This is a genomic window from Raineyella antarctica (genome assembly GCF_900092135.1).
Taxonomy (GTDB): domain Bacteria; phylum Actinomycetota; class Actinomycetes; order Propionibacteriales; family Propionibacteriaceae; genus Raineyella; species Raineyella antarctica.
Map to the genome: position 1 here is coordinate 68,133 of NZ_FMYF01000010.1, position 22,619 is coordinate 90,751.

Below are 22,619 nucleotides of genomic sequence, written 5' to 3' on the forward strand. Positions count from 1 at the left end.
ATGACTGAGGCAGAGGATCCCACCGGCTCGGAGGATCGTACGGTGGCGGCGGGTGAGGCGTTCCCCATCGACCTTCCCGTCTCCGGCGGCACCGGCTACCGGTGGGAACTGGCCGACGCGCCTCCCACCGTCGAGTACCGCGAACAGGACACTGGTCCGGGCCCGGGACGGGGATCCTCCGCCGACCACGGTGCGACGGAGCCCGGTGCGCCGGTACACCAGCGCTTCGTCCTGCGGGCCACGTCACCGGGTACAGGGGTGATCGAACTCGATTTCGTCCTCCGCCGACCCTGGGAGTCCGAGCCGATAGCGCACCGCCTGATCCGCATCCAGGTCGTCTGATCCGGTGGCATGCAGAAGGGCCCGGCCGAAGCCGGGCCCTTCCTTGCTGTGGTCAGCTCAGAGGACGGTGATGTTCGTCGCCTGGAGGCCCTTGGGGCCCTGCTGGGTCTCGAAGGACACGCGGGCGCCCTCGTCGAGCGAACGGAAGCCGCTCGAGTTGATCGCCGAGAAGTGCGCGAACACGTCGGCCGAGCCGTCTTCCGGAGCGATGAAGCCGAAGCCCTTGTCGCCGTTGAACCACTTCACGGTACCTGTAGCCATGATGTATCTCCTCTACCTAGGAAAGCGGAGCATCCGCGGTCGCGGCGCTCACATGATGCAGCTGCAAAAGACGCTTCCCGAGAGGACTACACGCCGGAGAACCGGCGCTACAACCAAACAAGCAAACGAAAATGACGAACAACAACAAGATCACCATAGCAGTCGGCCATCTGAATCCACGAATCGTGCCGTACGGCCGCTGTCGTCCCCACGACCGACACGATCAGCTCCTGCCCCCAGGACCAGCAAGATCAGGCGAGACGCCATGCCTCCAGCGAGGCGCGGGCGCTCCCGCCACCGATGTCCGGGATGATCTCCAGCTCCAGGACGGCGACCCCGGCCAGGTCGACACCGTGCTCCTCCACCTGCCGGGTCGAGCCGCCGGGGCTGAAGTTCCACTGCTGCCGCAGCACCTCCCGGAACTGCTGCCCCCCGTCCGCCGACCAACGAAGCACGTACTCCTGGGTGCGCTCAACCGTTGTCTCCCGGAATTCGAGCAGGATCCTGTGCAGCGGCTGCGGCGGGTCGAAGATCAGCCGAATCGTCTGCGGCCCCGGTCCCGCCGCCCGCCAGCCGGCGCCGACCCCTGGCAGGAGTGCCGCTTCGATCGGGTGGGCCGGGTCCTCCGAGGTGATCTCCACCTCCACCAGCGGTTCCAGGTCCAGCCAGTCGACGTCGGCCTTCCGGGCATCCTCTGTCGAAGGCAGTACTCGCTTGCGCATCGCGCCCTCCCTTTCCACTGGACCCGATCCACGTCACCTACATCACGTATTCAGTGACCAGTCTCTCACCAGGGTTCCTCGACGGGCGGGCTTGCGCACAGAAGGGGGGCTGGGAGCTGCCAGTACCCTCGCTGCATGAGCGCCGATGCCCCTGACCGCCGTGTGTCCCACCGTCCGGGCGAGGCGTCCCGACCACGCGTCGAGCATCGCGGTGAGGTCTGGCACCTTCGCTCGACCGAGGCCGTACGCCAGGTGCTGCGGGAGAGGGACGCCACGACCCAGGCCGGTTTCAGCGCCGAGCAGATGCCTGACAGCGTCGGCGAGCGGCCGATCCTGTTCATGGACGGTGAGGAGCACCGCCGGCAGCGTACGAAGGTCGCGCGCTTCTTCGCGCCGAAGACGGTGGCGAACCGCTACCGCGAGCTGATGGAGGTCCGCGCGGATGCCCTCGTCGCCGAAGCCCTGGCGACCACCACCTTTCGCCTCGACCAGCTGAGCCTGCGCTACTCCACCGAGGTCGCGGCGCAGGTGATCGGCCTGACCAACTCCAACATGGAGGGCATGGCCAGGCGCCTGGAGCGATTGTTCGCGCAGCCGGACTGGAGCCCCGACTCAGGGGTCAAGGAGGGCGGCCTCAGAGGTCTGTGGCGCATGATCCGTGGCCACACGCCGATGCTCGCGTTCTACCTCGCCGATGTCCGGCCCGCCATCGCTGCACGCCGCAAGGTCGCCGCCGAGGACGTCATCAGCCACCTGCTGGCCGAGGAGTACAAGGCCCCGGCCATCCTGATCGAATGTGTCACCTACGGTGCCGCGGGCATGGCCACCACCCGCGAGTTCATCTCGATGGCGGTTCTGCACCTGCTCGCTGACGCCGACCTGCGGGCTCGCTACCTCGCGGCCGAGGAGCCTGAACGCTTCGAGATCCTTCACGAGATCCTGCGGCTGGAGCCGATCATCGGTCACCTCTACCGCCGGGCTGCCCGCGACATCGACCTCCCCGTCGACGGCGAGATGCTGCACATCCGGAAGGGCGAACTGATCGACCTCTATGTGCGGCAGGCCAACAGCGACGAGTCCACAGTGGGCGACTGCCCCCTTGACCTGCGTCCGGGACGTCCCTTGCCTCGAGGCATCGGCCCGGAGGTGATGAGCTTCGGCGACGGGCAGCACAAGTGCCCGGGCAACTCCCTGGCGATCCAGGAGACCGACATCCTGCTCTCCCGGCTGCTCCGGCACGACCTGGTCGTCGCCCACGCGCCGATCATGGAGTGGGACGAGCTCACCGCGGGCTACTCGCTGCGGGAGTTCGTGCTCACCGTCCCCAAGCCGCTGCCCGTCGCCGTCGGCGGCTGAGTGCCATGAGCGGGTGGATCAGACCCCCTGATCGGCGCCAACCGCTCCATGTTGACAGCAGAGCGCGTCGACGCGCAGGCCGACGTGCATGCTTGGTCCATGGATGCGGCCAGGACTGACCCGACCCTCTCCCCCCTGCCCGAGGGCGATGCCGTGGACAGGCTCGAGCAGCAGCTGCGCACGGACGGCGTGCGCTGGATCATCGGGACGGCCACGAATGCGGCCGGTCTGGTTCTCGCCAAGAGCATCCCGGCCCCGCGGCTGACGGCGTTCGTCCGCTCTGGGTGCGGGCTGTCGCCCGCACACAACGCGTACGGCGTGGACGGCAGTGTCGTGGACGCCGCGTCCGTACCGCACGTCGGCGACCTCCGGCTACGCCTCGATCCTTCCGGGGTGCGGATGATCGGCGATGGCATCGCGATGGGCCCCACCGACACCTTCTTCCAGGACGGGACACCCGACCCGGCCTGCCCGCGCGTCGTGCTCGCGAAGGCGGTCCGCGACCTTGCCGAGCAGGGGCTCCACGCGATGGTCGGCCACGAGGTGGAGTTCGTGCTGGTGCGACCGGACGGGTCGCTGCTGGATCCGGGGAACTGGAGACCCTACGGTGCCAACGCCCTCTTGGGCCAGGAAGAGCTGGTGCTCGACCTGCTCGCCGGGTTCGAACGAGCCGGGATCGGCGTCGAGCAGGTGCACGCCGAGTACGGCGAGGCCCAGTTCGAGGTCTCGCTGGGTCCCGACGATCCGATTCGCTCGGCCGACGCCCTGATCACGGCCCGCGTGCTGATCGTACGGACGGCCCGACGGCACGGGCTGATGGCGTCCTTCTCACCGCTGCCAGAGGTGGGAAAGGTAGGGAACGGTGCCCACCAGCACCTGTCTCTGCGCCGCGGCAACGAGCCCCTCTTTTCAGGCGGGGACGGCCCGCACGGCCTGACCGGCGAGGGCGCGCACGCCATCGCCGGACTGGTCAGGGGGCTGCCGCAGGCGCAGGCTGTGCTGGCCGGGTCGGCGTTGTCCGGCGCCCGGCTCCAGCCGGGCGGCTGGTCGGGCGCGTACGCCTGCTGGGGCAGGGAGAACCGGGAAGCTGCCGTCCGGTTCGTCACCGATGGGATGTCCAATCCCCACGGTGCCAATGTCGAGGTCAAGATGATCGATGCCTCAGCCAACCCGTACCTAGCGACGGCCTCCCTGCTCGGGCTGGCGCTGGACGGCATTCGTCGCCGGCTGCCGCTGCCTGCGGAGGTGACCACCGACCCGGCCGATCTATCGGACACCGACCGCGTCCATGCAGGCGTGACCCGGCTTGCCTCGGACCAGGCCGCCATGGTCGACGCACTGGAGTCGTCGGAGGAGATGAGGCGGATCCTCGGGGACCCGGTCGTGACCGCGGTACTCGCCGTACGTCGCCACGAGCAGGTTCTGTTCGCCGGGATGCCTCCGGAGGGGGTGGCGGCCGCCCTGCGCCTGGCCTGGTCCTGAACCCCCTAGCCTGGTCCTGAACCCCTGAACCCCTGAGCCACCGAGCACGAGCAGCGAGTCGCGGCTATCCGCGCGTCTGCGCGCGTACCTTCTGCAGCAGGGCCGGATCAGCCAACTGCTCATCGGTCATCCCGTGCACATCTTTCGCGTGGGCGGCCACCTGCATGAGGACGTCGTCGTCGCTCTCTGCGTTGACGACGGCGTCGCAATCGAATCCGAGATCGCGACAGTGAAGTTCCTTGCCCATGTCCCACCCCTGGCGTGAGGGTCGGCTTGTCTGCCGGCCGTCTGCGAGCAGCATGACATCCGGCTGGGGTGCCCACAAGAGCCTGACGACGTTCACGTGGGACGCCATGAACCGGTGCGGGTCCTCGTAGCGGGATGCCTGCGAGGGGGGCACTGCGGTCGTGGGAGGTGGGGCGTTGCGCGGGCCGGATCGCCCGCCCCTGAGGCGAAGGGGGTCGTCCCAGCCCCAGTCAGCAGTGCAGCTACCCCTCTCGGGGGTCGGTGTGGGCCTGCATCCAGACGGCCAGTTCCGTTCTGGTGCTGAAGTCGAGTTTGGCGAGGGCACTGCGCACGTGCGATTCGACGGTGCGGACCGAGAGGAAGAGCTGGTCGGCGATCTGCTGGTTGGTCCTCGCCTGGGCGACGAGCTCGGCCACCTCGAATTCGCGGCGGGTCAGTGTCTGCGCCAGATCGGTCCTGGGGTCGGCATGGGCCAGGAGCCGCTCGGCCCATGCCAGGGGGCCGGGCATGTCGAGTCGCCGGAACTCGTCGGCCGCCGCGGTGGCCAGGTGGCGCACGTGTTGCCCACGAGAGGGGGTCCCCTTCGGTGTCCCGTCCGGTTCGAGTTGCAGGCACTGGGCCAGGCCCAGTCGTGCGAGGGCCACGTAGGGGCGGGCACCGATACGCAGGTCGGCGGAAACAGCCCGTTCGAAATGACTCGTGGCCGCGTCGACGGCACCAGCGCCGAGGGCGATGACGCCGACTGTGTACTGGTTCGAGCCGTGGTAGAAGGGTGCCCCACCTCCGTCGGCGAAGTACCAGTGGGCCGTCGGTGCGAGGAGGTCGTGGCAGCGGCCGGCGAGATCTGCATCCTGCAGGGCGGCGGCCGCCAGGCCGATCTGTCCCATCGTGCCCATCCAGCGGGGACCCAGCGGCATGCGGCCAGGCAGGTGACGCACCAGGTCGAGGAGGGCAACGGCCCGATCACGTTCCCCCAGGACTGCCAGCGTCTGCGCGCTGAACGCCTGCATCAGTGGAACGGGCGGAGGCTGGTCGAGCATCGGTCGGGCTGCCGCCGGGATCTCCTCGGGGTCGCCCCGCAGCAGTGCCAAGGAGATGCGTAGCCCGAAGTAGTTGCCGATCATTGAGGCGTCCCCGGCACGTTGGGCGATCCGCAACCCGGCGTCCGCTTCGCTGCGTGCCTCGTCGAAGGCCCCGCGCACGGCGGCCCGGAGCGCCCGGAGGCGGTGCTCATGCCAGCGGCCGACCGGCGAGGACCTTTGGGCCACGACACGGCCCAGCTGTTCGATCACGGCATCCAGCGCACCGAGCTCACCCTTCTGCAGGGCGATGTCTGCCTGCCAGAGGTACCCCCACAGGAACCCCATCGCCGTCGCGGACGAGCGGCCCAGTTGCACGGCGCGCTCGGTGAGCAGCAGGCGTTCGTCGATCGCCTGCGGGTAGGACAGCACGTAGTGACGGGCCGCCACGGCCTCCAGTTCGGCGTTGGCCGAGCCGGAGCGGCGGGCGAGGTCGAGGGCCGTGGCGGACAGGGCGTCCGCGCTCGTGTCGACAGCCTCCTCGGCCGCGGCAACTGCCCGGAGAGCGGTGAGCCCGGCGCGGGCTTCGAGATCATCGTCGGGTACGCGTTCCAGAGCCCGTCCGCAGAGGTCGCCGACGACTCGCGCGACCTCGCGCGAGCCGACTCCCTGGGCTACCAGCGCAGCCTGTGCCATCAGGTCGGCACGATCGGCTGCCTCGGCGAGATCCACCGCCTCCACACACGTGTCGAGGGCAGCCGGGATCAGTCCGGCCAGCCACTCGTACTCGGCCAGCTCGACGAGCCGCTCGGCGAGGTCAGCTCCGCCGGATCCCAGCCGGCGCGCGTGGCGCACGCTCATCCGGGCGAAGGCGACGGCCTCCTCGTGGGCGTGGGTGGCCGCGGCCCGGGCTGCGGCCAGGCGAGCCGTGTCCCGGCAGCGGGCAGATGCCACGGAGCCCTCCGCGCGGTCCCAGTGCGCAGCGGCAGGACCGATCAGCAGCTCATCGTCGGTCGCCTGCATCGCCTGGGCGATGGACGCCTCGACGGCGCCCCGCTCATGCGGATCGAGGTGCGCGATCACCGCGTCGCGCACCAACGCGTGGACGAATGCGAGCCCCGTCGCGCCGTGCTGCAGCAACCCTGTGCGGATTCCCTGCGCCAGGTGGCCGCTGACCTGGGGCACCGAGCGACCGGTCGCCGCGGCGAGCAACGTCGGCGAGAGGCGTTCCGCAATGAGGGCTGCCGTCGTGATCGTGTCACGCGCATCCTCGGGGAGTCCCAGGAGCGGTGCGACCAGGATGCTCCGGATGCCGTGCCGTGTGGTGAGGGCCTCGTGGATGCCGGCCGCAGGCGGGGGACCCTGCGATGTCAGGACTCGGATGTAGAACGGGTTTCCATCGGTGAGGCGTACGAGGTCGGCGGCCAGCACGCCCCATCCGGCGGTCACCGGATCACTCGAGAGCCACTCACGGACGTCGGCGGTGGTCAAGCCGGACAACGGGACCGGCGTCGAGGCGCTGCTGCGCAGCAGGTCGGGCAGGGCGCGAACGAACGGAGTCGACGGATCCTCGCGGGCTGTGACCAGGACCAGCACCCGCGAACCGGGAAGGTCGAACGCGACGTGGCGGAGGAGGGCGACTGACAGCGAATCGGCCCAGTGCAGGTCCTCGAGCACGACCAGGAGACCGGACGGCTCGGCCGCGCTCGCCAGGGCATCTGCCACGGCCTCCCACACGGCGAAGCGTGCCGCATCGTCGTCGAGGTCCGTCGCGGTGACCGTGGCCAGCACCTGGCCCAGCTCCGGGAGCTGTCTCGCGGCCCGGCGCCACGGCCACAGCACGGGGGCGCCCGGATCATCCACGGCATGGCCGTGGGCGGCCCGCATACCGCGGGACGTGGCCCGTTCGATGGCGGTCTGCCCGAGCAGCGTCTTGCCGATGCCCGCCTCACCCGTGACCAGGAGCAGCCCGCCCCGACCGCCCGACGCGGCCGAGACCGCGTCGTCGATGAGGGCGACCTGCTCCGAGCGACCGACCATCGCCAGCACGATCCCAGTATCCCGCGCCCGCCCGACCGTTCCACGGATTCTCAGTGGTGACGTCAGTGGCTCCACTGAAGCATCGGCAGGACGATCGGCGCATCGTGGAGTCATCCCCGAACGGGACCGGACCAAAGGAGTCATCATGTATGCCGATCTCATCATCTTCGACGGACCTCGATCGCCCGAGTTGGTCGCGGCCGCCGATTTCGCCGACACCCGGCGCATCAGGCCCCTGATCGACGCCGACCAGCACATCCGTGGTGACATCCTGGCGAGCTTCGATCTGCGTCAACGCGACGGTGGACGGGCCGTGCTCGTCATCACCGGATCCGAGGCCACCCTCGACGCGTTAGCAGAGGTGGTGATGACCTCCGAGCTCATGCCGGGCGAAGACCCCACCCTGCTCCCCGGACCCACCCGCGCCGAGCGCTACACGGTGTTCGAGGCCTCCGTCAAAGAGGGGGCTGATCTGCGCCGATCACCTGCCACGTCCCACGGATCGGCGTAGCGCTTGAGCTGCCGGCCCCATCGCGGCCCGAGCGGACGGGCAGCCGTGACCACCAACGCAATCCATCTGACCGGCCAAATAGCCCGAGCCCTCACGATGAGGGTTCGGGCTATTGCCATGTCATGGGACATCACACGGTCGGGCTGACAGGATTTGAACCTGCGACCCCCTGACCCCCAGTCAGGTGCGCTACCAAACTGCGCTACAGCCCGTGGACCGGATTCCCCCGGTCACGAGGAGTTACATTACTACCATCGAGCCGCGGAACGCCAATCGTGGACACACCAGCGCCTAGCATCGAAGCATGACGGCACGGAACACGGTTGCTCTCGCCCTGGGCGGCGGTGGCGCCCGCGGGTACGCCCACATCGGAGTCCTGGAGGAGCTGGACGCGCGCGGCTACCGGGTCACCCGGATCGCCGGGACGTCCATGGGGGCGATCGTCGGGGCGCTCTACTCGGCCGGCAACGTCTCGGAGTTCACCGACTGGGTGCTCGAGCTGCGCCACCAGCGGGACGTCCTGAGGCTCCTGGATCCCAACATCAGCGGCCCGAGCACGATCAAGATCGAACGGATCCTGGCGCGGGTCAACCAGATGATCGGCGTGGAGCGGATCGAGGACCTGCCGATCCCGTTCACCGCGATCGCCACGGACCTGTGGGCGCGCCGGGAGGTCTGGTTCCAGGAGGGCCCGATCGATCCCGCCCTACGGGCGACGATCGCGATCCCCGGCGTGTTTCCCCCGATCGTCCTCAACGGCCGGCTGCTGGTCGACGGCGGCATCGTCAACCAGGTCCCGGTCAGCGTGCTGGCCTCCGCCCGCGCTGAGCTCACCGTGGCCGTGACCCTGGACGGCTACCGCAAGCAGGCCGAGCGTGGCGAGGGCCTACCTGTGCATACCTCCTCCGACGAGGAGCCCGAGGAGGAGTGGAGCGGACGGTTGCGTCGTACGGTCGGCCTGTTGATGGAGACCGAGCCGATCCGCAGCATCGCCGCCCGGATGGCCGCCCGCCCGCGCCGGCAGCGCTCCGAGCTGTCCGCCCCCTCGGTGGAGGAACTGTTCGAGGAGTTGCCCGCCGGGCTGCGTACGACCGACGTGATGACCCAGTCCCTGGAGGTGATGCAGTCGATCGTGCAGCGCTACCAGCTCGCCTCCTTCCCCACCGACGTGCTCGTCATCGTCCCGCACGACTCGATCGGCACGATGGACTTCCACCGGGCCGCCGACCAGATCGCCCTGGGACGCCGGCTGGCGGCCGAGGCGTTCGACCGGGCCGGCATGTTCGGTGGCCCCGCGGAGGATGGATCGGCGGGCGGGCCCGTGAAGGTCAGTACCGACCAGCCCTCCCCTGCGCTTTCCCCGGCCGCCTCCCCGGCGGCCTCCCCCACGCCGGCTCCGACCTCATGGATCCCGGGCTGAGGTCCGACTTGAACGGTGTTCAGCTCGGGCGCGGATCTGTCCTACACTCCTCGCGTACGCTCCGCTCGATCGAACGAAGGACCTGTCGTGGCCCAGCACCGCACTCCCGCCCGTGACCTCGCCCTGATCGCCGTCTTCGCCGGCATCACCGCGGCGCTGGGCCTCATCCCCGCGTTCTACACACCGTTCTCCCCCGCGCCGATCACCGCGCAGTCGTTCGGCATCATCCTGGCCGGCGCCGTCATCGGCGGCCGCCGGGCGCTGCTCTCCCAGCTGCTGTTCATCGCCCTGGTCGCCCTCGGCCTGCCCCTGCTGGCCGGTGGCCGCGGCGGCATCGGCGTCTTCGCCAGCCCGACCGTCGGCTTCCTGGTCGGCTACGTGGTGTGTGCCGGCGTGATCGGCTGGTTCACCTTCCGCAAGGGCGCCCCCTACTCGATCGCCTGGGGCCTACTGATCAACGTGCTGGGCGGCATGGTGCTGATGTACGCGTTCGGGATCATCGGCATGATGGCCGTCGCGAAGCTGTCCTTCCCCGCCGCGATCCTCGCCAACCTGCCCTACCTGCCCGGTGACACCATCAAGGTCGTCGCCGCCACGCTGATCGCCAGGGGCGTCCACGCCGCCTACCCCGGACTGCTGCCGTGGCGCGGCACGAAGGTCGAGGATGCACCCAGTGAGAAGGTCGAGGCCTGACGCTAGGCTTCGAGGGCCGGATCAATCGTCCGAACCATGCCCTGGAGGATGCAGTGATCAACAACGCGGTCATCATCGATGCCGTCCGTTCGCCCCTCGCGCACAACGGTGGCGCCCTCGCCGCGGTCCACCCCGCCGACCTGGCGGCCCCGGTGATCAGGCACCTGTACGACGCCTGTCCGCAGCCCGAGCTCCTGCGGGACGTCGTCCTGGGCCACGCCTTCGGCCGCGTGGGCCTGGGCCGGGACGCCCTCACCGCCGCCGGCATCCCGGTCGAGGTCCCTGCCATGTCGCTTGAGCGCGGCCGGGCCTCCGGCCTCTCCGCTATCGACTACGCGGCCGACAAGCTGGTCGCGGTCAACAACCCGGGCTACGCCATCGCCGGTGGGGTCGAGTCCGGATCGCTCGCCGACGCTCCCCTCAACCCGTCGATGGCCGATGCCGCGAACGTGATCGCCGAGGAGTACCACATCAGCCGCGAGCAGCGCCAGGCGTACCTGGCCCGTTCGCACGAGCGGTTCGCCGCAGCCCGGGCGAAGGGAATGTTCGACGCGGAGATCGTGCCGGTGGCCGGGGTCAGCGCCGACGACCCGGTCGAGGCCGGCACGGACCTGTCGGTGGTCGACGACGGCGCCGCCGCGGTGCTGCTGGTCGACGGTGCCACGCACCGCCGCGCCCGCCGACCCGGCCTGCGGGTCACCGCCAGCGCCACCTTCGGCTGCGACCCCTCGCGGGTCGGCTGGAGCATCATCCCGGCGATCGAGAAGGTGCTCTACTCCACCCGGTTGAAGCTGGAGCAGTTCGACGTGATCGAGTTCGACGAGGCGTACGCGGCCAACGTGCTCGCTGCGTGCTCGGCCCTGCGGATCGACGACTCGCGGGTCTGCCGCCAGGGCGGGGCCCTCGCCCTCGGGCACCCCTGGGGTGCCTCCGGTGCGGTCGTGATGGCCCGGCTCTTCACCCAGTTGGTCCGCCAGGACGGTGGCCGCTTCGGACTGGCGGCAGTCTCGGCCGGCTCGGGCCAGGGCATCGCGATGGTGGTGGAGCGTTGCTGATCGAGGCCGACCACGTCAGCCACACGTACGGACAGGGTCCCACCGCCCGTACGGTGCTGCAGGACCTGAACCTGCGCATCGAGGAGCGGCGGGTCGGCATCGTCGGCCACAACGGCTCGGGCAAGTCCACCTTCGCCCGGATGATCAACGGCCTGATCGTGCCCACCGCTGGCACCCTCACCGTCGACGGCCTGAGCACGGCCAGCAAGGCCAAGGAGATCCGCAAGCACGTCGGGTTCGTCTTCACCGACCCCGACAACCAGATCATCATGCCCACGGTTGCCGAGGACATCGCCTTCGGGCTGCGCAGGAGCAAGCTGCCCAAGGAGGTGGTCGCCCGCCGGGTCGACGCCCTGCTGGAGCGGTTCGGGCTGGCCGGCCACGCCGACCACCCCGCCCACCTGCTGTCCGGCGGGCAGAAGCAACTGCTGGCGCTGGCCTCGGTGCTGGTCACCGAGCCCGACATCCTGGTCATGGACGAGCCCACCACCCTGCTCGACCTGCGCAACGCGCGGATCATCGGGGAGGTCGTGGCCGGGCTGGACCAGTCCGTGCTGCTCGTCACGCACCACCTGAACCTGCTCGACGACTTCGACCGGGTGCTGGTCTTCGACGAGGGCCGGCTGGTGGCCGACGACTCCCCCGCTGCCGCCGTGGCGTACTACCGGGAGCTGATGGCGGTCTGATGCAGTCCACCCTCGGCCTCTACCAGCCGGGCACCAGCGTGTTCCACCGCGCCCCGGCCGGAGCCAAGCTCCTCGCCCTGGTGGTGCTCGGCGCCGCCTCGGTGTTCCTCACCTACTGGTGGCTCGTCCTCGGCCTGATCGCGGTACTGCTCGGCGCCTACACGGTCGCCGGGATCGGACCCCGGACGATCCTCAGGCAGGTCCGGCCACTGCTGTGGCTGCTGGCGTTCACCGCCGCCTACCACGTCTGGGCGACCGGCTGGCAGCGTGCGACGGTCGTCGCCGGGACCATCGTGCTGCTGGTCCTGGCCGCGGCGCTGGTCACCCTCACCACGCCGACGACCAGACTGGTCGACGCGGTCGTCCGGGTCCTCGGCCCGTTCCGCCGCTGGGGCGTCGACCCGGACCGGATCGGCCTGTTGCTCACCCTCGGCATCCGCTGCGTCCCGCTGGTCGCGGACCTGGCGGCCCAGGTCCGCGAGGCCCAGATCGCCCGCGGGACCGGGACCAGCTGGAAGGCCTTCGCCGTCCCGCTGATCGTCCGGGCGCTGCGCGACGCCGACGCGATGGGCGAGGCCCTGGTCGCGCGCGGCGTCGACGACGACTGACTCAGGAGCGCTTCGCCCGCGGGCGGACCTCGATGTGGATCGGGGTGCCGCGGAAGCCGAAGTCCTCGCGCAGCCGGCGCTCGACGTAGCGTACGTAGCCCGCGTCCAGGTCGCCGGTGGTGAACAGGATGAACGTCGGCGGCCCGGACTGGGCCTGGGTGCCGAACAGGATCCGCGGCTGCTTGCCACCGCGCAGCGGGTGCGGGTGCGCGGCCACCAGCCGGCCCAGGAAGGCGTTCAGCTTGCCGGTCGAGACCCGGGTCTCCCAGCCTGCGATGGCCTCGTTGATCGCGGTGCGCAGCTTGACCACGTTGCGGCCGGTCAGCGCCGAGATGTTGACGTGGTCGGCCCAGCCGAACTGCACCATGTCGCGCTCGATCTCGCGGTCCAGGTAGCGGCGGCGCTCCTCGTCGGTCAGGTCCCACTTGTTGAAGGCGACGACCAGTGCGCGGCCTGCCTCCTCCACCATCGACAGGATCCGCAGGTCCTGCTCGCTGATCTCCTCGGAGGCGTCGATCACCGCGACGCACACCTCGGCGCGCTCGATCGCGCTGGCGGTGCGCAGCGAGGCGTAGTACTCGTGGCCCGAGGCCTCCTTGACCCGCTTGCGCAGGCCGGCGGTGTCGACGAAGCGGAACACCTCACCGGCCACCTCGACCAGCTCGTCGACCGGGTCGACGGTGGTGCCGGAGATGTCGGAGACCACGGCGCGCTGCGCGCCGACCAGCCGGTTCAACAGCGAGGACTTGCCGACGTTCGGCTTGCCGACGATGGCGACCCGGCGGGGGCCGCCGGCCTCCTCCTCGGGGACGGCGGAGCGCTCGGGCAGCGCCTCGACGATCGCGTCCAGCAGGTCGCCCGACCCCCGGCCGTGGATCGCCGAGACCGGCCAGGGCTGGCCCAGGCCGAGGTTCCACATGGTGGCCGCCTCGAGCTCGGTCTTCTGGTCGTCGACCTTGTTGGCGGCGAGCACCGTCGGCTTCTTGGAGCGGCGCAGCACCTCGACGACGGCCTCGTCCTCGTCCAGGGTGCCAACGGTCGCGTCGACCACGAGCACCACGACGTCGGCGGCGTTGATCGCCAGCTCGGCCTGCTCGGCGATCCGGGCCGCCATGCCCTTGGCATCGGAGGCCCAGCCGCCGGTGTCGACCACGACGAAGTCGCGGCCGTTCCAGGACGCGTCGTACGAGATGCGGTCACGGGTGACGCCCGGGATGTCCTGGACCACGGCCTCGCGCCTGCCGATGATGCGGTTCACCAACGTCGACTTGCCGACATTGGGGCGTCCCACGATGGCGACGACGGGTCTGGTCTGGTTCTCGATCACCGGACAAGACTAGTGCACGGCACCACGCGGGTCGCCGTTCGAGGCGATGCGCTCCTGCGGCACGCCCGGGAGCGACATGCCCGTCAGTGCCTCGGCATGGCGTACGTGGGCGGCGAGCTCGACCCTCAGCCGCTCCGAGGCTGCGCGAACGTCGGCCTGCCGGCGGGGCCACTTGATCCAGGGCAGGTGCAGCGGCGCACCGAAGACGACGTGCATCCGCGCGCCCGGCCGCGCGGTGCTGTGCGGGCTGTCCCCGGACCGTCGGGTGCCGAGCATCGCGACCGGAACGACGGGGGCGCCGGTGACCATCGCGAGGTAGGCCGCCCCGGACCGGATCCAGCGGAACTCGCCGGTGTCACGCATCCCCTCGGGGAAGATCGCCAGGGCGTTGCCGTCGCGCAGCACGCGGATGCAGCGGTCGATCGCCGCGCGGTCCACGATCACGTCCCGCTGGATCGGGATCTGGCCGGAGCGCTGGAGCACCTCGCCGAGGACGCCGCGGAACAGTTCGCTCTTGGCCAGCGCGAAGGTCCGTCGCCGCGGCGTCGTCAGCACGGCCAGCGGGCCGTCCATCGTGGCTATGTGGTTGGAGGCCAGGATCACCGGCCCCTCGGTCGGGACGAGCCCGGCGCCGTGGACATTCACCCGCCAGAGCGCCTGCAGCACCGCGCGGGCCGGGCCGAGGACGGCGCCGAGTAGCCGGTCGTCGGGGGCGGCCAGCTGGTCGGTCCGGGGAAGCCTGACAGTGGGGACGGTGGAGGTGGGGTCGCTCCATGGCTCGATCCGGCTGTCCACTGTCATGGCTGTTCCTCTCGGTCAGGGCTTCTCGACAAGGACCTGCTCGACGAGGTCGACGACCCGCGCCACCACGGTGGGCAGGTCGTCATGGGTGGAGTCGATCACGGTGACGCCCTCGGCCGCCTCGGTGAAGGTGGTCACCTTGGAGTCGTCCCGGTCGCGGCGGATGACCTGGTCGGTCACCTCGGCGCCGGTGGCGGCCTCCCCCAGCTCGGCGGCCCGACGGGCCACTCGCGCCCTCGGGTCGGCGACCAGCAGGATGCGTAGGTCGGCGTCGGGCGCGACGACGGTGGTGATGTCGCGTCCCTCGACCACGATCCCGTCGGGTGCGGCGGCGATCGCGGCGCGCTGGCGGGCGATCAGGTCGTCGCGCACCTGCTGGATCGAGGACACCTTGGACACCTCGGTGGAGATCCGCGGCTCGCGGATCGTCGCGGTGACGTCGGTGCCGTCCACATGGATCGTCGGCGCGGCCGGGTCGGTGCCGACCTCCAGCCGGACGTTGCGGACCATGGCGGCCACGGCGTCGGCCTGCTCGATCGGCAGCCCGGACTCCAGCCAGGCCCAGGCCATCGCGCGGTACATCGCGCCGGTGTCCAGGTAGGCCCATCCGAAGTGCTCGGCGACGGCTCGGGAGGTCGAGGACTTCCCCGACCCGCTCGGCCCGTCAATGGCCACGACTACCACGTTGCTCACCCTAACTTTCCTGGTCGACAATTCCTGACGTCCGTATGTCCTGCAGGTGGACGGCCGGCGAAATCTCGGCGTCAGACGAGCCGCCACCCGGCGGCCCGCATCGCCTCCTGGACGTCCCGCAGGTGTCCCGGCTCCACGGACACGGCCAGGTAGCCGACCTGGCGGACCAGGTCGTGCTGGATCTGGATGTCCTCGACGTTCACCCCGGCATCGGCGAAGTCGCGGAACAGCTGCGCCAGCGCGCCGGGGGTGTCGGGCAGCTCGATCACGATCTGCGCGTAGTCCATCGCCGGGGCGCCGTGCTTGCCCGGGATCTGGCGGGTGCCGTTGACCCCGCGCTGCAGGAACGCCCGGACCTTGTGCGCCGGGTCGTCCAGCGCGTCGATCAGCTCGTCCAGCCGGGTCCGGACGTCCTCCAGTTCGGGGCGCAGGGCATCGACGTTGCCGGCGATGATCTGCTCCCACAGGTCCGGGTCGGACCCGGCGATCCGGGTCACGTCGCGCAGCCCCTGGCCGGCCAGCTCGAGGTGGCCCGAGGGGATGCCGAGCAGGTGGTCGGCCATCAGCACCGAGACCAGCTGCGGCAGGTGCGAGACCTGCGCGACCGCCCGGTCGTGGTCCTCCGGGGTGAACGCCGTGTACCGGGCGCCGCACACCTGGATCAGCAATCGGACCCGGTCGGCGGTGGGCTCGGAGACCTGCCGGTGCGGGGTCACCGCCCACGTACGGTCCACGAACAGGTCCGGGCTGGCCGACATCGGGCCGGAGTGCTGGCTGCCGGCCATCGGGTGGGAGCCGAGGTAGCGGGACAGGTCGCGGCCGGTGGACTGCAGCTGGTGCAGCACGCGGCTCTTGACCGAGCCGACGTCGGTCACGGCGGCGTTCGGGTACTTGTCGAGCGCCTCGCCGATGACGGCGGCCAGGGAGCGGGGCGGGGTCGCCACCACGACGAGGCGTACGGCGGCCGGATCCGGCTTGTCCACCGTGCCGGCCCCCAGCGACGCGGCGACGCGGGCGTGCGAGAAGACCGCGTCGGTCAGGTGCACGGTGACGCCGGCACGGGTCAGCGCGGCACCGATCGAGGCACCGAGCAGCCCGGCACCGATCACCACCGTGCTGTTGATCAGGCCCAGGTCGGGCTCCTCGGTCTCAGGCATTGAGCACCTCCGCCAGCTGGGCACGGGTCAGCCGGCGGAACTTCCGCGGCCGGGGACGGACGCGGTCGAGCACCGCGACCTCGAGGGTTTCGGGGCCCAGGGTGCGCGGACCGGACGGGGAGGTGTCGGCACCGAGGGCACGGACGGCGAGCCGGACCGCGTCGGCCAGCGGCGCCGTGGGATCGATCCCGCGGCGGACGACGTCGGCGATCAGCTCGGTGGCACCGCCCATCGCGGCGAAGTTCTCCTCGTCGGCGACCGACCCGTCGTACGTCAGGCGGTAGATCTGGTCACCGGCAGGGGCATCGCCGAGCTCGGCGACGACGAGTTCGACCTCGAACGGCTTCTCGGTGCCGTTGGAGAAGCTGCTACCGAGCAACTGGGCGTACGCGTTGGCGAGCATCCGCCCGGTGACGTCGGAGCGGTCGTACGCGTAGCCGCGCATGTCGGCCTGCTGGATGCCGGCGATGCGCAACTGCTCGAACTCGTTGTAGCGGCCGACCGCGGCGAAGCCGATCCGGTCGTAGATCTCCGAGATCTTGTGCAGGGCCAGCGACCGGTTCTCCGCGACGAAGCAGATGCCGTCCCGGTAGCGCAGCACGACGACGGCCCGGCCCCGGGAGATGCCCTTGCGGGCGAAGTCGGAGCGGTCCTTCATCTGCTGTTCGGGCGCGACGTAGAACGGCATGCTCATGGTGCTTCTTCTCCTGTCTCGTACCGGCTCAGACCAGCGGGGCGGCGGGGCCGTCGGGGCGCTCGCGGCGGCCGGCGATGACCTCGTCGGTGATCGCGGTCATCTCCTGGTCCGAGAGCTGGTGCACCCCGTCGGGCCCGGCCACCATGATGATCGGGTAGATCTTGCGCATCAGGTCGGGGCCACCGGTGGCGGAGTCGTCGTCGGCGGCGTCGACCAGCGCCTGGACCACCGCTGTGGCGCAGCCGTGCAGGTCAAGGTCGGGGCGGTAGATCTTCTTGAGCGATCCGCGGGCGAAGATCGACCCGGAGCCGACCGAGTGGAAGGCGGTCTCCTCGTAGCGGCCGCCGGTCGCGTCGTAGGAGAAGATCCGGCCCAGTCCCCCGGCCAGGTCCCAGCCGGCGAAGAGTGGCAGCACTGCCAGCCCCTGCATCGCCATGGCGAGGTTGGAGCGGATCAGGGCCGCCAGCCGGTTGGCCTTGCCGTCCAGCGACAGCGGGGCGCCCTCGATCTTCTCGTAGTGCTCCAGCTCGACCCGGAACAGCCGGACCATCTCCACCGCCAGGCCGGCCGCGCCGGCGATGCCGACCAGGGAGAACTCGTCGGAGGCGTACACCTTCTGGATGTCGCGCTGGGCGATGTAGTTGCCCATCGTCGCGCGGCGGTCACCGGCCATCACCACGCCGTGCGGGAACGTCGCGGCGACGATGGTGGTGCCGTGCGGGGAGAGTTGCTCGGCCGGGCCGGTCGGCACGCCCTGCGACAGCCGGTGCGCGGGCAACAGCTCCGGCGCGGTGCGGGACAGCAGCCCGAAGAACGAGCTGGCCAGGTCGTCGGTCACTGTCCGCCCTTCTGCACGAAGCCACGGACGAACTCCTCGGCGTTGGTCTCCAGCACCGAGTCGATCTCGTCGAGCAGGGCGTCGAAGCCCTGGTCCTGCTGCTGCGGGGCGGGCGCGAAGGCCTCCACCTCGTCGGTGGTCTCCTCGGCCTGACGGCGTGCATGCTGCTGCTCGGACATCGGTCTCCTTCCAGAACCAGGGGCAGGTAGAGCCTACCCGTGCAGGCGGGTCGGGAAGAGGTCAAGCAGGTCGGCCGGTCGGTGTGCCGCCTCCACCCGCTGCCCGACGGCCTCCTCGGTGCCGCCGAACGGGTCGGCCAGTTCGAGTCGGACGACCCCCAGGCCGCGCTCCCCCGCGAAGGTCAGCCCGTCCCAGCCGGCCCCCAGCAGTTCGCCGATGAAGCGCCCGACGATCCGGCCGCGGGCCCAGGCCCGGGTGTCGACCGGGGGCGTACGACGCGCGGCCGTCACCTCTGCCGGGTCCAGCAGGGTGCGCAGCCTCCCGGCCCGCTCCAGCTTCAGCGCCAGGCTGCGGGCCGGGTCGATGTCGGCGTACTGCAGGTCGACCAGGGCCAGCTTCGGCGAGTCCCAGCCCAGCCCGTCGCGCTCCCGGTAGGACTCCAGCAGCAGCCGCTTGGCGGCCCAGTCCAGCCGGTCGGCGGTGCGCCGCCAGTCGGTGCGAAGGTCGTCGAGCACCTGCTGCCAGGCCGCCAGCAGCTCGTGGTCCTCCTCGCCCAGGTCCTCCAGACCGCGGGCGGCGTCCAGCCACGCCTGCTGGAGGTCGATCCCGGTCACCTGCCGGCCGTCCTGCAGCCGGACCGTACGGGCCAGGTCAGGATCGTGCGAGATCGCCCGGAAGGCCTCCACCGGGCGCGCCGGGCGCAGGTCGGGGGCCAGGTCGGCCTCGACCGTACGGACCGCCAGGGCGGCGGTGCCGACCTTCAGCCAGCCCGCGACCTGGGCCTGGTTGGCGTCACCGGTGATCACGTGCAGCCGGCGCCAGCGCCGGCGCAGCGCGTGCGGCTCGTCGCGGGTGTTGATGATCGGCCGGCGGATGGTGGTCTCCAGCGCGACCTCGGTCTCGAAGAAGTCCGGCCGCTGCCCCAGCTGGAACCCGGCGGCCTGGCTCTCCTGCCCCAGCCCGACCCGGCCGGCGCCGACCACCACGGTCCGGGAGACCAGGAAGCCGGTCAGGTCGCGCACGATCCGCTCGAAGGGCACCTCGCGTGCGACCAGGTAGTTCTCGTGGGTGCCGTACGAGGCTCCCTTGGAGTCGGTGTTGTTGCGGTAGAGCCGGATCTCGTGGCCGATCGCCGCCGAGGCCGCGTGCGCGGCGTCCAGCATGATCGCGTCGCCGGCCCGGTCCCAGAGCAGCGCGTCGCGGGCCGTACGGACCTCGGGGCCGGAGTACTCGGGGTGGGCGTGGTCGACGTAGAGCCGGGCGCCGTTGTCGAGCATGGCGTTGCCCAGGCCCTGGTCGATGTCGGTCAGCTGGTCCAGGCTGGCGCGTTCGCGCGGCATGGTGAAGCCGCGGGCGTCGATCAGCGGGGACTCGGCCGTGTAGTCCCACCGGCCGATGCCGAAGCCGATCGACTCCAGGTACGTACGAACGACGTGGTTGGCCAGGTACATCGGGTGCGGCGCCTCGGCGGCCGGCACTCCGATCAGGCTGATGCCGTACTCGGTCTCCAGGCCGTGGACCCGGGGGCCGGTCACGACGCGTGGACCCCTTGCCGGCGCAGGATCGTCCGGGCGACGATCCGCCAGCCGAGCAGCAGCACGGTCAGGGCGACGATGCTGACCACCACGAAGGTCCAGTGAGTCGAGCCACCGGCCAGCACACGGACGGAGTGGCCGACGACCACCGTGATCGCCATCAGACCGGCCGCGGTGCCGAGCCGCAGCGGCGTACGCCAGGCGCGCAGCACGCCCCAGCCGGCCAGGCAGCCGACCAGGAAGGGCCAGGCGGTGTCCGCGACCTGGGCCACACCGACGGCCTCACCATGGGCGCCACGGCCCAGCGTCGCGAACGCGACCACGCAGACCAGGTCGACCAGGAGTACGAAGGGAGTCCTCACCCGGCCCAGACTAGTCCGACCGGCACGGCCTCACAGGTACTGTCCGGTGCCGCCCGAGGACGCCCCACCACCGCGCAACTGGCGCACCGCCACGATCGGCTCGCGGCCGTGCTCGCCCTGGTCCGGCCCGATGATCCGGGCCCAGTCCGCCGGGTCGGCGGTCGGCAGGTCGGTGTGGTCGGCGAACTGGATCTGGGTGGCGCGCAGCAACTGCTCCGTGGACACCCCGGTCGGGCCGCCGGCCAGCACCTCTTTGATCGCCAGCTTCTTGGCCCGCGCCACGATCGACTCGATCAGCGCACCGGAGGCCAGGTCGCCGTAGCGGATGGTGGCGGTCGCCCCGGAGGCGTACGTGATCTCGAAGACCTCGGCGGACGCGTCGGTGGCGTACAGCCGGTCCAGCGCGGCGGCGACCATCACCTCGCGGCTCTCGCCGGCCCGGATCGGCACCCGATCCGACAGGTAGCGGGTGAAGATGTCCCGGGCGGCCGCCCGGTCGGGCCGGCGGATCCGCACCTTGACGTCGAAGCGCCCCGGCCGCAGGATCGCCGGGTCGATCATGTCCTCCCGGTTGGACGCGCCGATCACGATCACGTTGGCGAGCTGTTCGACGCCGTCGATCTCGGCCAGCAGCTGCGGCACGATCGTCGTCTCCACGTCGGAGGACAGTCCGGTGCCTCGGGTCCGGAAGATCGACTCCATCTCGTCGAAGAAGATCACCACCGGCGCGCCGGTGGTGGCCTTGTCCCGGGCGCGCTGGAAGACCACCCGGATCTGCCGCTCGGACTCCCCGACATACTTGTTCAACAACTGGGGACCCTTGATGTTGAAGAAGTACGACCGGCCCTCGGCGCCGCCCTCCCCCGACAGCGAGTGCGCGACGGCCTTGGCGATCATCGTCTTTCCGCAGCCGGGCGGCCCGTACAGCAGGATGCCCTTGGGCGGAGTGAGGTCGTACGTCCCGAACAGCTCGCGGTGCTTGAACGGCAGCTCGACCGCGTCGCGGATCTGCTCGATCTGCGGACCCAGCCCGCCGATGTCCTCGTACGCGACGTCGGGGGTCTCCTCCAGGATCAGGTCGGCCACGTCGGTGGTCGGGACCCGGTCCAGCGCCAGGCCGGCCTTGGTGTCGACCAGCAGGGCCTGCCCGACCCGCAGGTGCTCGGCGTCGAGGGAGGCGGCCCGGTGCAGCACCTCCTCGCGGTCGGTGCCGGTGGAGACCAGCACGCGTCCGTCGTCGAGGACCTCCTTGACGACCGCCATCTCGCCGGTGACGGCGATCTCGGCGACGCCGATCACCTGGGGGACGTCGTTCAGCAGCACCTGGGCGCCGACGGCGATGCCGTCCACCTCGACCGAGGGCGAGACCTGGACGCGCAGCCTGCGCTGGCCGACCACCACGTCGGCGACCTGGCCGCCCGGCAGCCCGACCACCAGCCCGAAGGTGGACGGCGGGCGGCGCAGCTCCTCGAGCTTCTCCTTCAGCGAGACCAGTTGGTCACGGGTCTGGCCGAGCAGGTCGGTCAGCTTCTTGTTCTGCTCGACCAGTCCGCGGCCCTCGGTGCGCAGCGTGGTGACGCGGCGGTCCGCGGTGGTCCGTTCCTGGTTGAGCCGGCGGTTCTGCTCGGTCGCGGTCTGCAGCTCGTCGCGGAGCCGGTAGACCTCGGCCCGCAGCTGCTCGGGGTTCGGCTCACTCATCATCGTCCTCCTCGACCGGGAGCCCGGGGGGCAGCGGGCCGGTGTAGTCGGGTCCGTACGCCCCGGGGGCGGGGCGCCGCTTGCGCATCGGCGCGACGACGCCGTGGGCCATCCGCCGGGCGATGACCAGGAAGCCGGTGTGGCCCGAGGTCTGGTGGCCGGGCCGGATCGCCAGGCCCTCGGCGTGCCAGCTACGGATCGTGGTCTCGGTCGCCCGCGGCTCGGTGTAGCAGCGCGTCGCACGCAAGGTGTCCATCACCCTACCCATCTGGGTGGTGGTGGCGACATAGCAGCACAGCATGCCGCCGCCGACCAGCCGCTGGGTCACCGCGTCGATGCAGTCCCAGGGGGCCAGCATGTCCAGCACCACCCGGTCGACCTCGTCGTCGGTGATCACCTCGGCCAGGTCACCGTGGTGCAGTGTCCAGTTCTCCGGCGGGGTGTCGAAGAACGCGGTGACGTTGCGCTCGGCGACCGCCGCGAACTCGGGGCGCCGCTCGTAGGAGTGCACCACCCCGTCGGGACCGACCGCCCGCAGCAGCGAGAGCGTCAGGGCACCCGAGCCCACACCGGCCTCCAGCACCCGCGCCCCGGGGAACACGTCGGTGAACATCGTGATCATCGCGGCGTCCTTGGGGTAGATCACCGCCGCGCCCCGCTTCATCGACACCGTGAACTCCTCCAGCAGCGGCCGGAAGCACACGTACGTCTGGCCCAGGCTGGACTCCACCGTCACCCCGTCGGGGCCGCCGATCAGGTCGTCGTGGCGGATCTCGCCGCGGGAGGTGAAGAAGGCGCCGCCCGGGGCCAGCATGATCGAGTGCCGCCGCCCCTTCACGTCGAAGAGGTTCACCCGTTCCCCTACCTGCAGGGGGCCGAGTCGTACGCCC

Annotated in this window: 23 protein-coding genes, 1 tRNA gene and 1 pseudogene; 9 read left to right on the forward strand and 16 right to left on the reverse strand. The window is 70.7% G+C overall.

What is annotated here, in order from left to right; translation table 11 throughout:
* Positions 1-342, forward strand: a complete 342-nt coding sequence (locus GA0111570_RS13655; protein ID WP_092612402.1) for a protease inhibitor I42 family protein — start codon at positions 1-3, stop codon at positions 340-342.
* Between the two features lie 57 nt (positions 343-399).
* Here GA0111570_RS13655 and GA0111570_RS13660 read toward each other — a convergent pair whose 3' ends face one another.
* The gene (locus GA0111570_RS13660) at positions 400-603 is read right to left on the reverse strand and encodes a cold-shock protein (protein WP_092612405.1); all 204 of its coding nucleotides are present in this window, start codon (positions 601-603) and stop codon (positions 400-402) included.
* A 251-nt stretch (positions 604-854) separates the two neighbouring features.
* Positions 855-1,325 carry a carbohydrate-binding protein gene (locus tag GA0111570_RS13665; protein ID WP_092612408.1) on the reverse strand — a complete coding sequence of 157 codons (471 nt, stop codon included), beginning with the start codon at positions 1,323-1,325 and terminating at the stop codon, positions 855-857.
* Positions 1,326-1,460: 135 nt separating this feature from the next.
* On the opposite strand from GA0111570_RS13665, the gene GA0111570_RS13670 reads away from it, so the two are divergent.
* The gene (locus GA0111570_RS13670; protein WP_092612410.1) at positions 1,461-2,681 is read left to right on the forward strand and encodes a cytochrome P450; all 1,221 of its coding nucleotides are present in this window, start codon (positions 1,461-1,463) and stop codon (positions 2,679-2,681) included.
* A 48-nt stretch (positions 2,682-2,729) separates the two neighbouring features.
* Positions 2,730-4,163 carry a type I glutamate--ammonia ligase gene (locus tag GA0111570_RS13675; RefSeq protein ID WP_217634178.1) on the forward strand — a complete coding sequence of 478 codons (1,434 nt, stop codon included), beginning with the start codon at positions 2,730-2,732 and terminating at the stop codon, positions 4,161-4,163.
* Positions 4,164-4,227: 64 nt separating this feature from the next.
* Here GA0111570_RS13675 and GA0111570_RS13680 read toward each other — a convergent pair whose 3' ends face one another.
* Together GA0111570_RS13680 and GA0111570_RS13685 are read right to left on the reverse strand one after the other, a co-directional pair.
* Positions 4,228-4,410 carry a DUF1059 domain-containing protein gene (locus tag GA0111570_RS13680; protein WP_092612575.1) on the reverse strand — a complete coding sequence of 61 codons (183 nt, stop codon included), beginning with the start codon at positions 4,408-4,410 and terminating at the stop codon, positions 4,228-4,230.
* Positions 4,411-4,651: 241 nt separating this feature from the next.
* On the reverse strand, positions 4,652-7,468 hold the full coding sequence (locus GA0111570_RS13685; RefSeq protein WP_245703220.1) for an AAA family ATPase: 2,817 nt from the start codon (positions 7,466-7,468) through the stop codon (positions 4,652-4,654).
* A gap of 145 nt (positions 7,469-7,613) precedes the next feature.
* Here GA0111570_RS13685 and GA0111570_RS17735 point away from each other — a divergent pair, with 145 nt between their 5' ends.
* The gene (locus GA0111570_RS17735) at positions 7,614-7,979 is read left to right on the forward strand and encodes a hypothetical protein (protein ID WP_175557502.1); all 366 of its coding nucleotides are present in this window, start codon (positions 7,614-7,616) and stop codon (positions 7,977-7,979) included.
* A 138-nt stretch (positions 7,980-8,117) separates the two neighbouring features.
* Here the strand turns inward: GA0111570_RS17735 and GA0111570_RS13695 are convergent.
* Positions 8,118-8,191: transfer RNA gene (locus tag GA0111570_RS13695), tRNA-Pro, on the reverse strand.
* A gap of 92 nt (positions 8,192-8,283) precedes the next feature.
* Here GA0111570_RS13695 and GA0111570_RS13700 point away from each other — a divergent pair.
* The 5 genes from GA0111570_RS13700 to GA0111570_RS13720 all read left to right on the forward strand — a co-directional run bounded on the left by GA0111570_RS13700 (position 8,284) and on the right by GA0111570_RS13720 (position 12,441).
* Positions 8,284-9,399: a patatin-like phospholipase family protein gene (locus GA0111570_RS13700; RefSeq protein WP_139283256.1), complete on the forward strand. Its 1,116-nt coding sequence runs from the start codon at positions 8,284-8,286 to the stop codon at positions 9,397-9,399.
* 87 nt (positions 9,400-9,486) lie between these two features.
* Positions 9,487-10,092 carry a biotin transporter BioY gene (locus GA0111570_RS13705; protein ID WP_092612419.1) on the forward strand — a complete coding sequence of 202 codons (606 nt, stop codon included), beginning with the start codon at positions 9,487-9,489 and terminating at the stop codon, positions 10,090-10,092.
* Positions 10,093-10,145: 53 nt separating this feature from the next.
* Entirely contained in the window at positions 10,146-11,147 is a 1,002-nt protein-coding gene (locus GA0111570_RS13710; RefSeq protein WP_217634179.1) for a thiolase family protein, read from the forward strand.
* Positions 11,141-11,833, forward strand: coding sequence for an energy-coupling factor ABC transporter ATP-binding protein (locus GA0111570_RS13715; RefSeq protein ID WP_092612422.1), 693 nt, complete (start codon positions 11,141-11,143; stop codon positions 11,831-11,833). The genes GA0111570_RS13710 and GA0111570_RS13715 overlap by 7 nt, the downstream gene beginning before the upstream one ends.
* On the forward strand, positions 11,833-12,441 hold the full coding sequence (locus GA0111570_RS13720; protein WP_092612425.1) for an energy-coupling factor transporter transmembrane component T family protein: 609 nt from the start codon (positions 11,833-11,835) through the stop codon (positions 12,439-12,441). The genes GA0111570_RS13715 and GA0111570_RS13720 overlap by 1 nt, the downstream gene beginning before the upstream one ends.
* A gap of 1 nt (position 12,442) precedes the next feature.
* Here the strand turns inward: GA0111570_RS13720 and der are convergent, their stop codons facing one another.
* From der to GA0111570_RS13775, 11 genes and pseudogenes are all read right to left on the reverse strand, one after another.
* A complete protein-coding gene (der, locus tag GA0111570_RS13725) occupies positions 12,443-13,768 on the reverse strand; it encodes a ribosome biogenesis GTPase Der (protein ID WP_092612428.1) in 1,326 nt (441 codons plus the stop codon).
* A gap of 9 nt (positions 13,769-13,777) precedes the next feature.
* Complete coding sequence (locus GA0111570_RS13730) at positions 13,778-14,569, reverse strand: lysophospholipid acyltransferase family protein (protein ID WP_092612431.1); 792 nt, start codon at positions 14,567-14,569, stop codon at positions 13,778-13,780.
* Positions 14,570-14,584: 15 nt separating this feature from the next.
* Positions 14,585-15,262 (reverse strand): (d)CMP kinase, encoded by a 678-nt coding sequence (gene cmk, locus GA0111570_RS13735; RefSeq protein ID WP_092612434.1) that lies wholly within the window; start codon positions 15,260-15,262, stop codon positions 14,585-14,587.
* A gap of 71 nt (positions 15,263-15,333) precedes the next feature.
* Positions 15,334-16,419, reverse strand: coding sequence for a prephenate dehydrogenase (locus GA0111570_RS13740; RefSeq protein ID WP_092612437.1), 1,086 nt, complete (start codon positions 16,417-16,419; stop codon positions 15,334-15,336).
* Positions 16,412-17,113, reverse strand: coding sequence for a proteasome subunit alpha (prcA, locus tag GA0111570_RS13745; RefSeq protein WP_092612440.1), 702 nt, complete (start codon positions 17,111-17,113; stop codon positions 16,412-16,414). Before prcA ends, GA0111570_RS13740 begins: the two co-directional genes overlap by 8 nt.
* A 28-nt stretch (positions 17,114-17,141) precedes the next feature.
* Positions 17,142-17,954: a proteasome subunit beta gene (prcB, locus tag GA0111570_RS13750; protein WP_092612443.1), complete on the reverse strand. Its 813-nt coding sequence runs from the start codon at positions 17,952-17,954 to the stop codon at positions 17,142-17,144.
* Positions 17,951-18,133 carry a ubiquitin-like protein Pup gene (locus tag GA0111570_RS13755; protein ID WP_092612446.1) on the reverse strand — a complete coding sequence of 61 codons (183 nt, stop codon included), beginning with the start codon at positions 18,131-18,133 and terminating at the stop codon, positions 17,951-17,953. Before GA0111570_RS13755 ends, prcB begins: the two co-directional genes overlap by 4 nt.
* A 33-nt stretch (positions 18,134-18,166) precedes the next feature.
* Positions 18,167-19,669 (reverse strand): depupylase/deamidase Dop, encoded by a 1,503-nt coding sequence (dop, locus tag GA0111570_RS13760; RefSeq protein WP_092612449.1) that lies wholly within the window; start codon positions 19,667-19,669, stop codon positions 18,167-18,169.
* Positions 19,666-20,031: a DUF3054 domain-containing protein gene (locus GA0111570_RS13765; protein ID WP_092612451.1), complete on the reverse strand. Its 366-nt coding sequence runs from the start codon at positions 20,029-20,031 to the stop codon at positions 19,666-19,668. Before GA0111570_RS13765 ends, dop begins: the two co-directional genes overlap by 4 nt.
* Before the next feature lie 30 nt (positions 20,032-20,061).
* Positions 20,062-21,729, reverse strand: coding sequence for a proteasome ATPase (gene arc, locus GA0111570_RS13770; RefSeq protein WP_175557503.1), 1,668 nt, complete (start codon positions 21,727-21,729; stop codon positions 20,062-20,064).
* Positions 21,722-22,606 (reverse strand): annotated as a pseudogene (locus GA0111570_RS13775) (tRNA (adenine-N1)-methyltransferase); the annotation flags it as partial. The pseudogene GA0111570_RS13775 and the gene arc, both read right to left, overlap by 8 nt.
* Between the last annotated feature and the right edge of the window lie 13 nt (positions 22,607-22,619).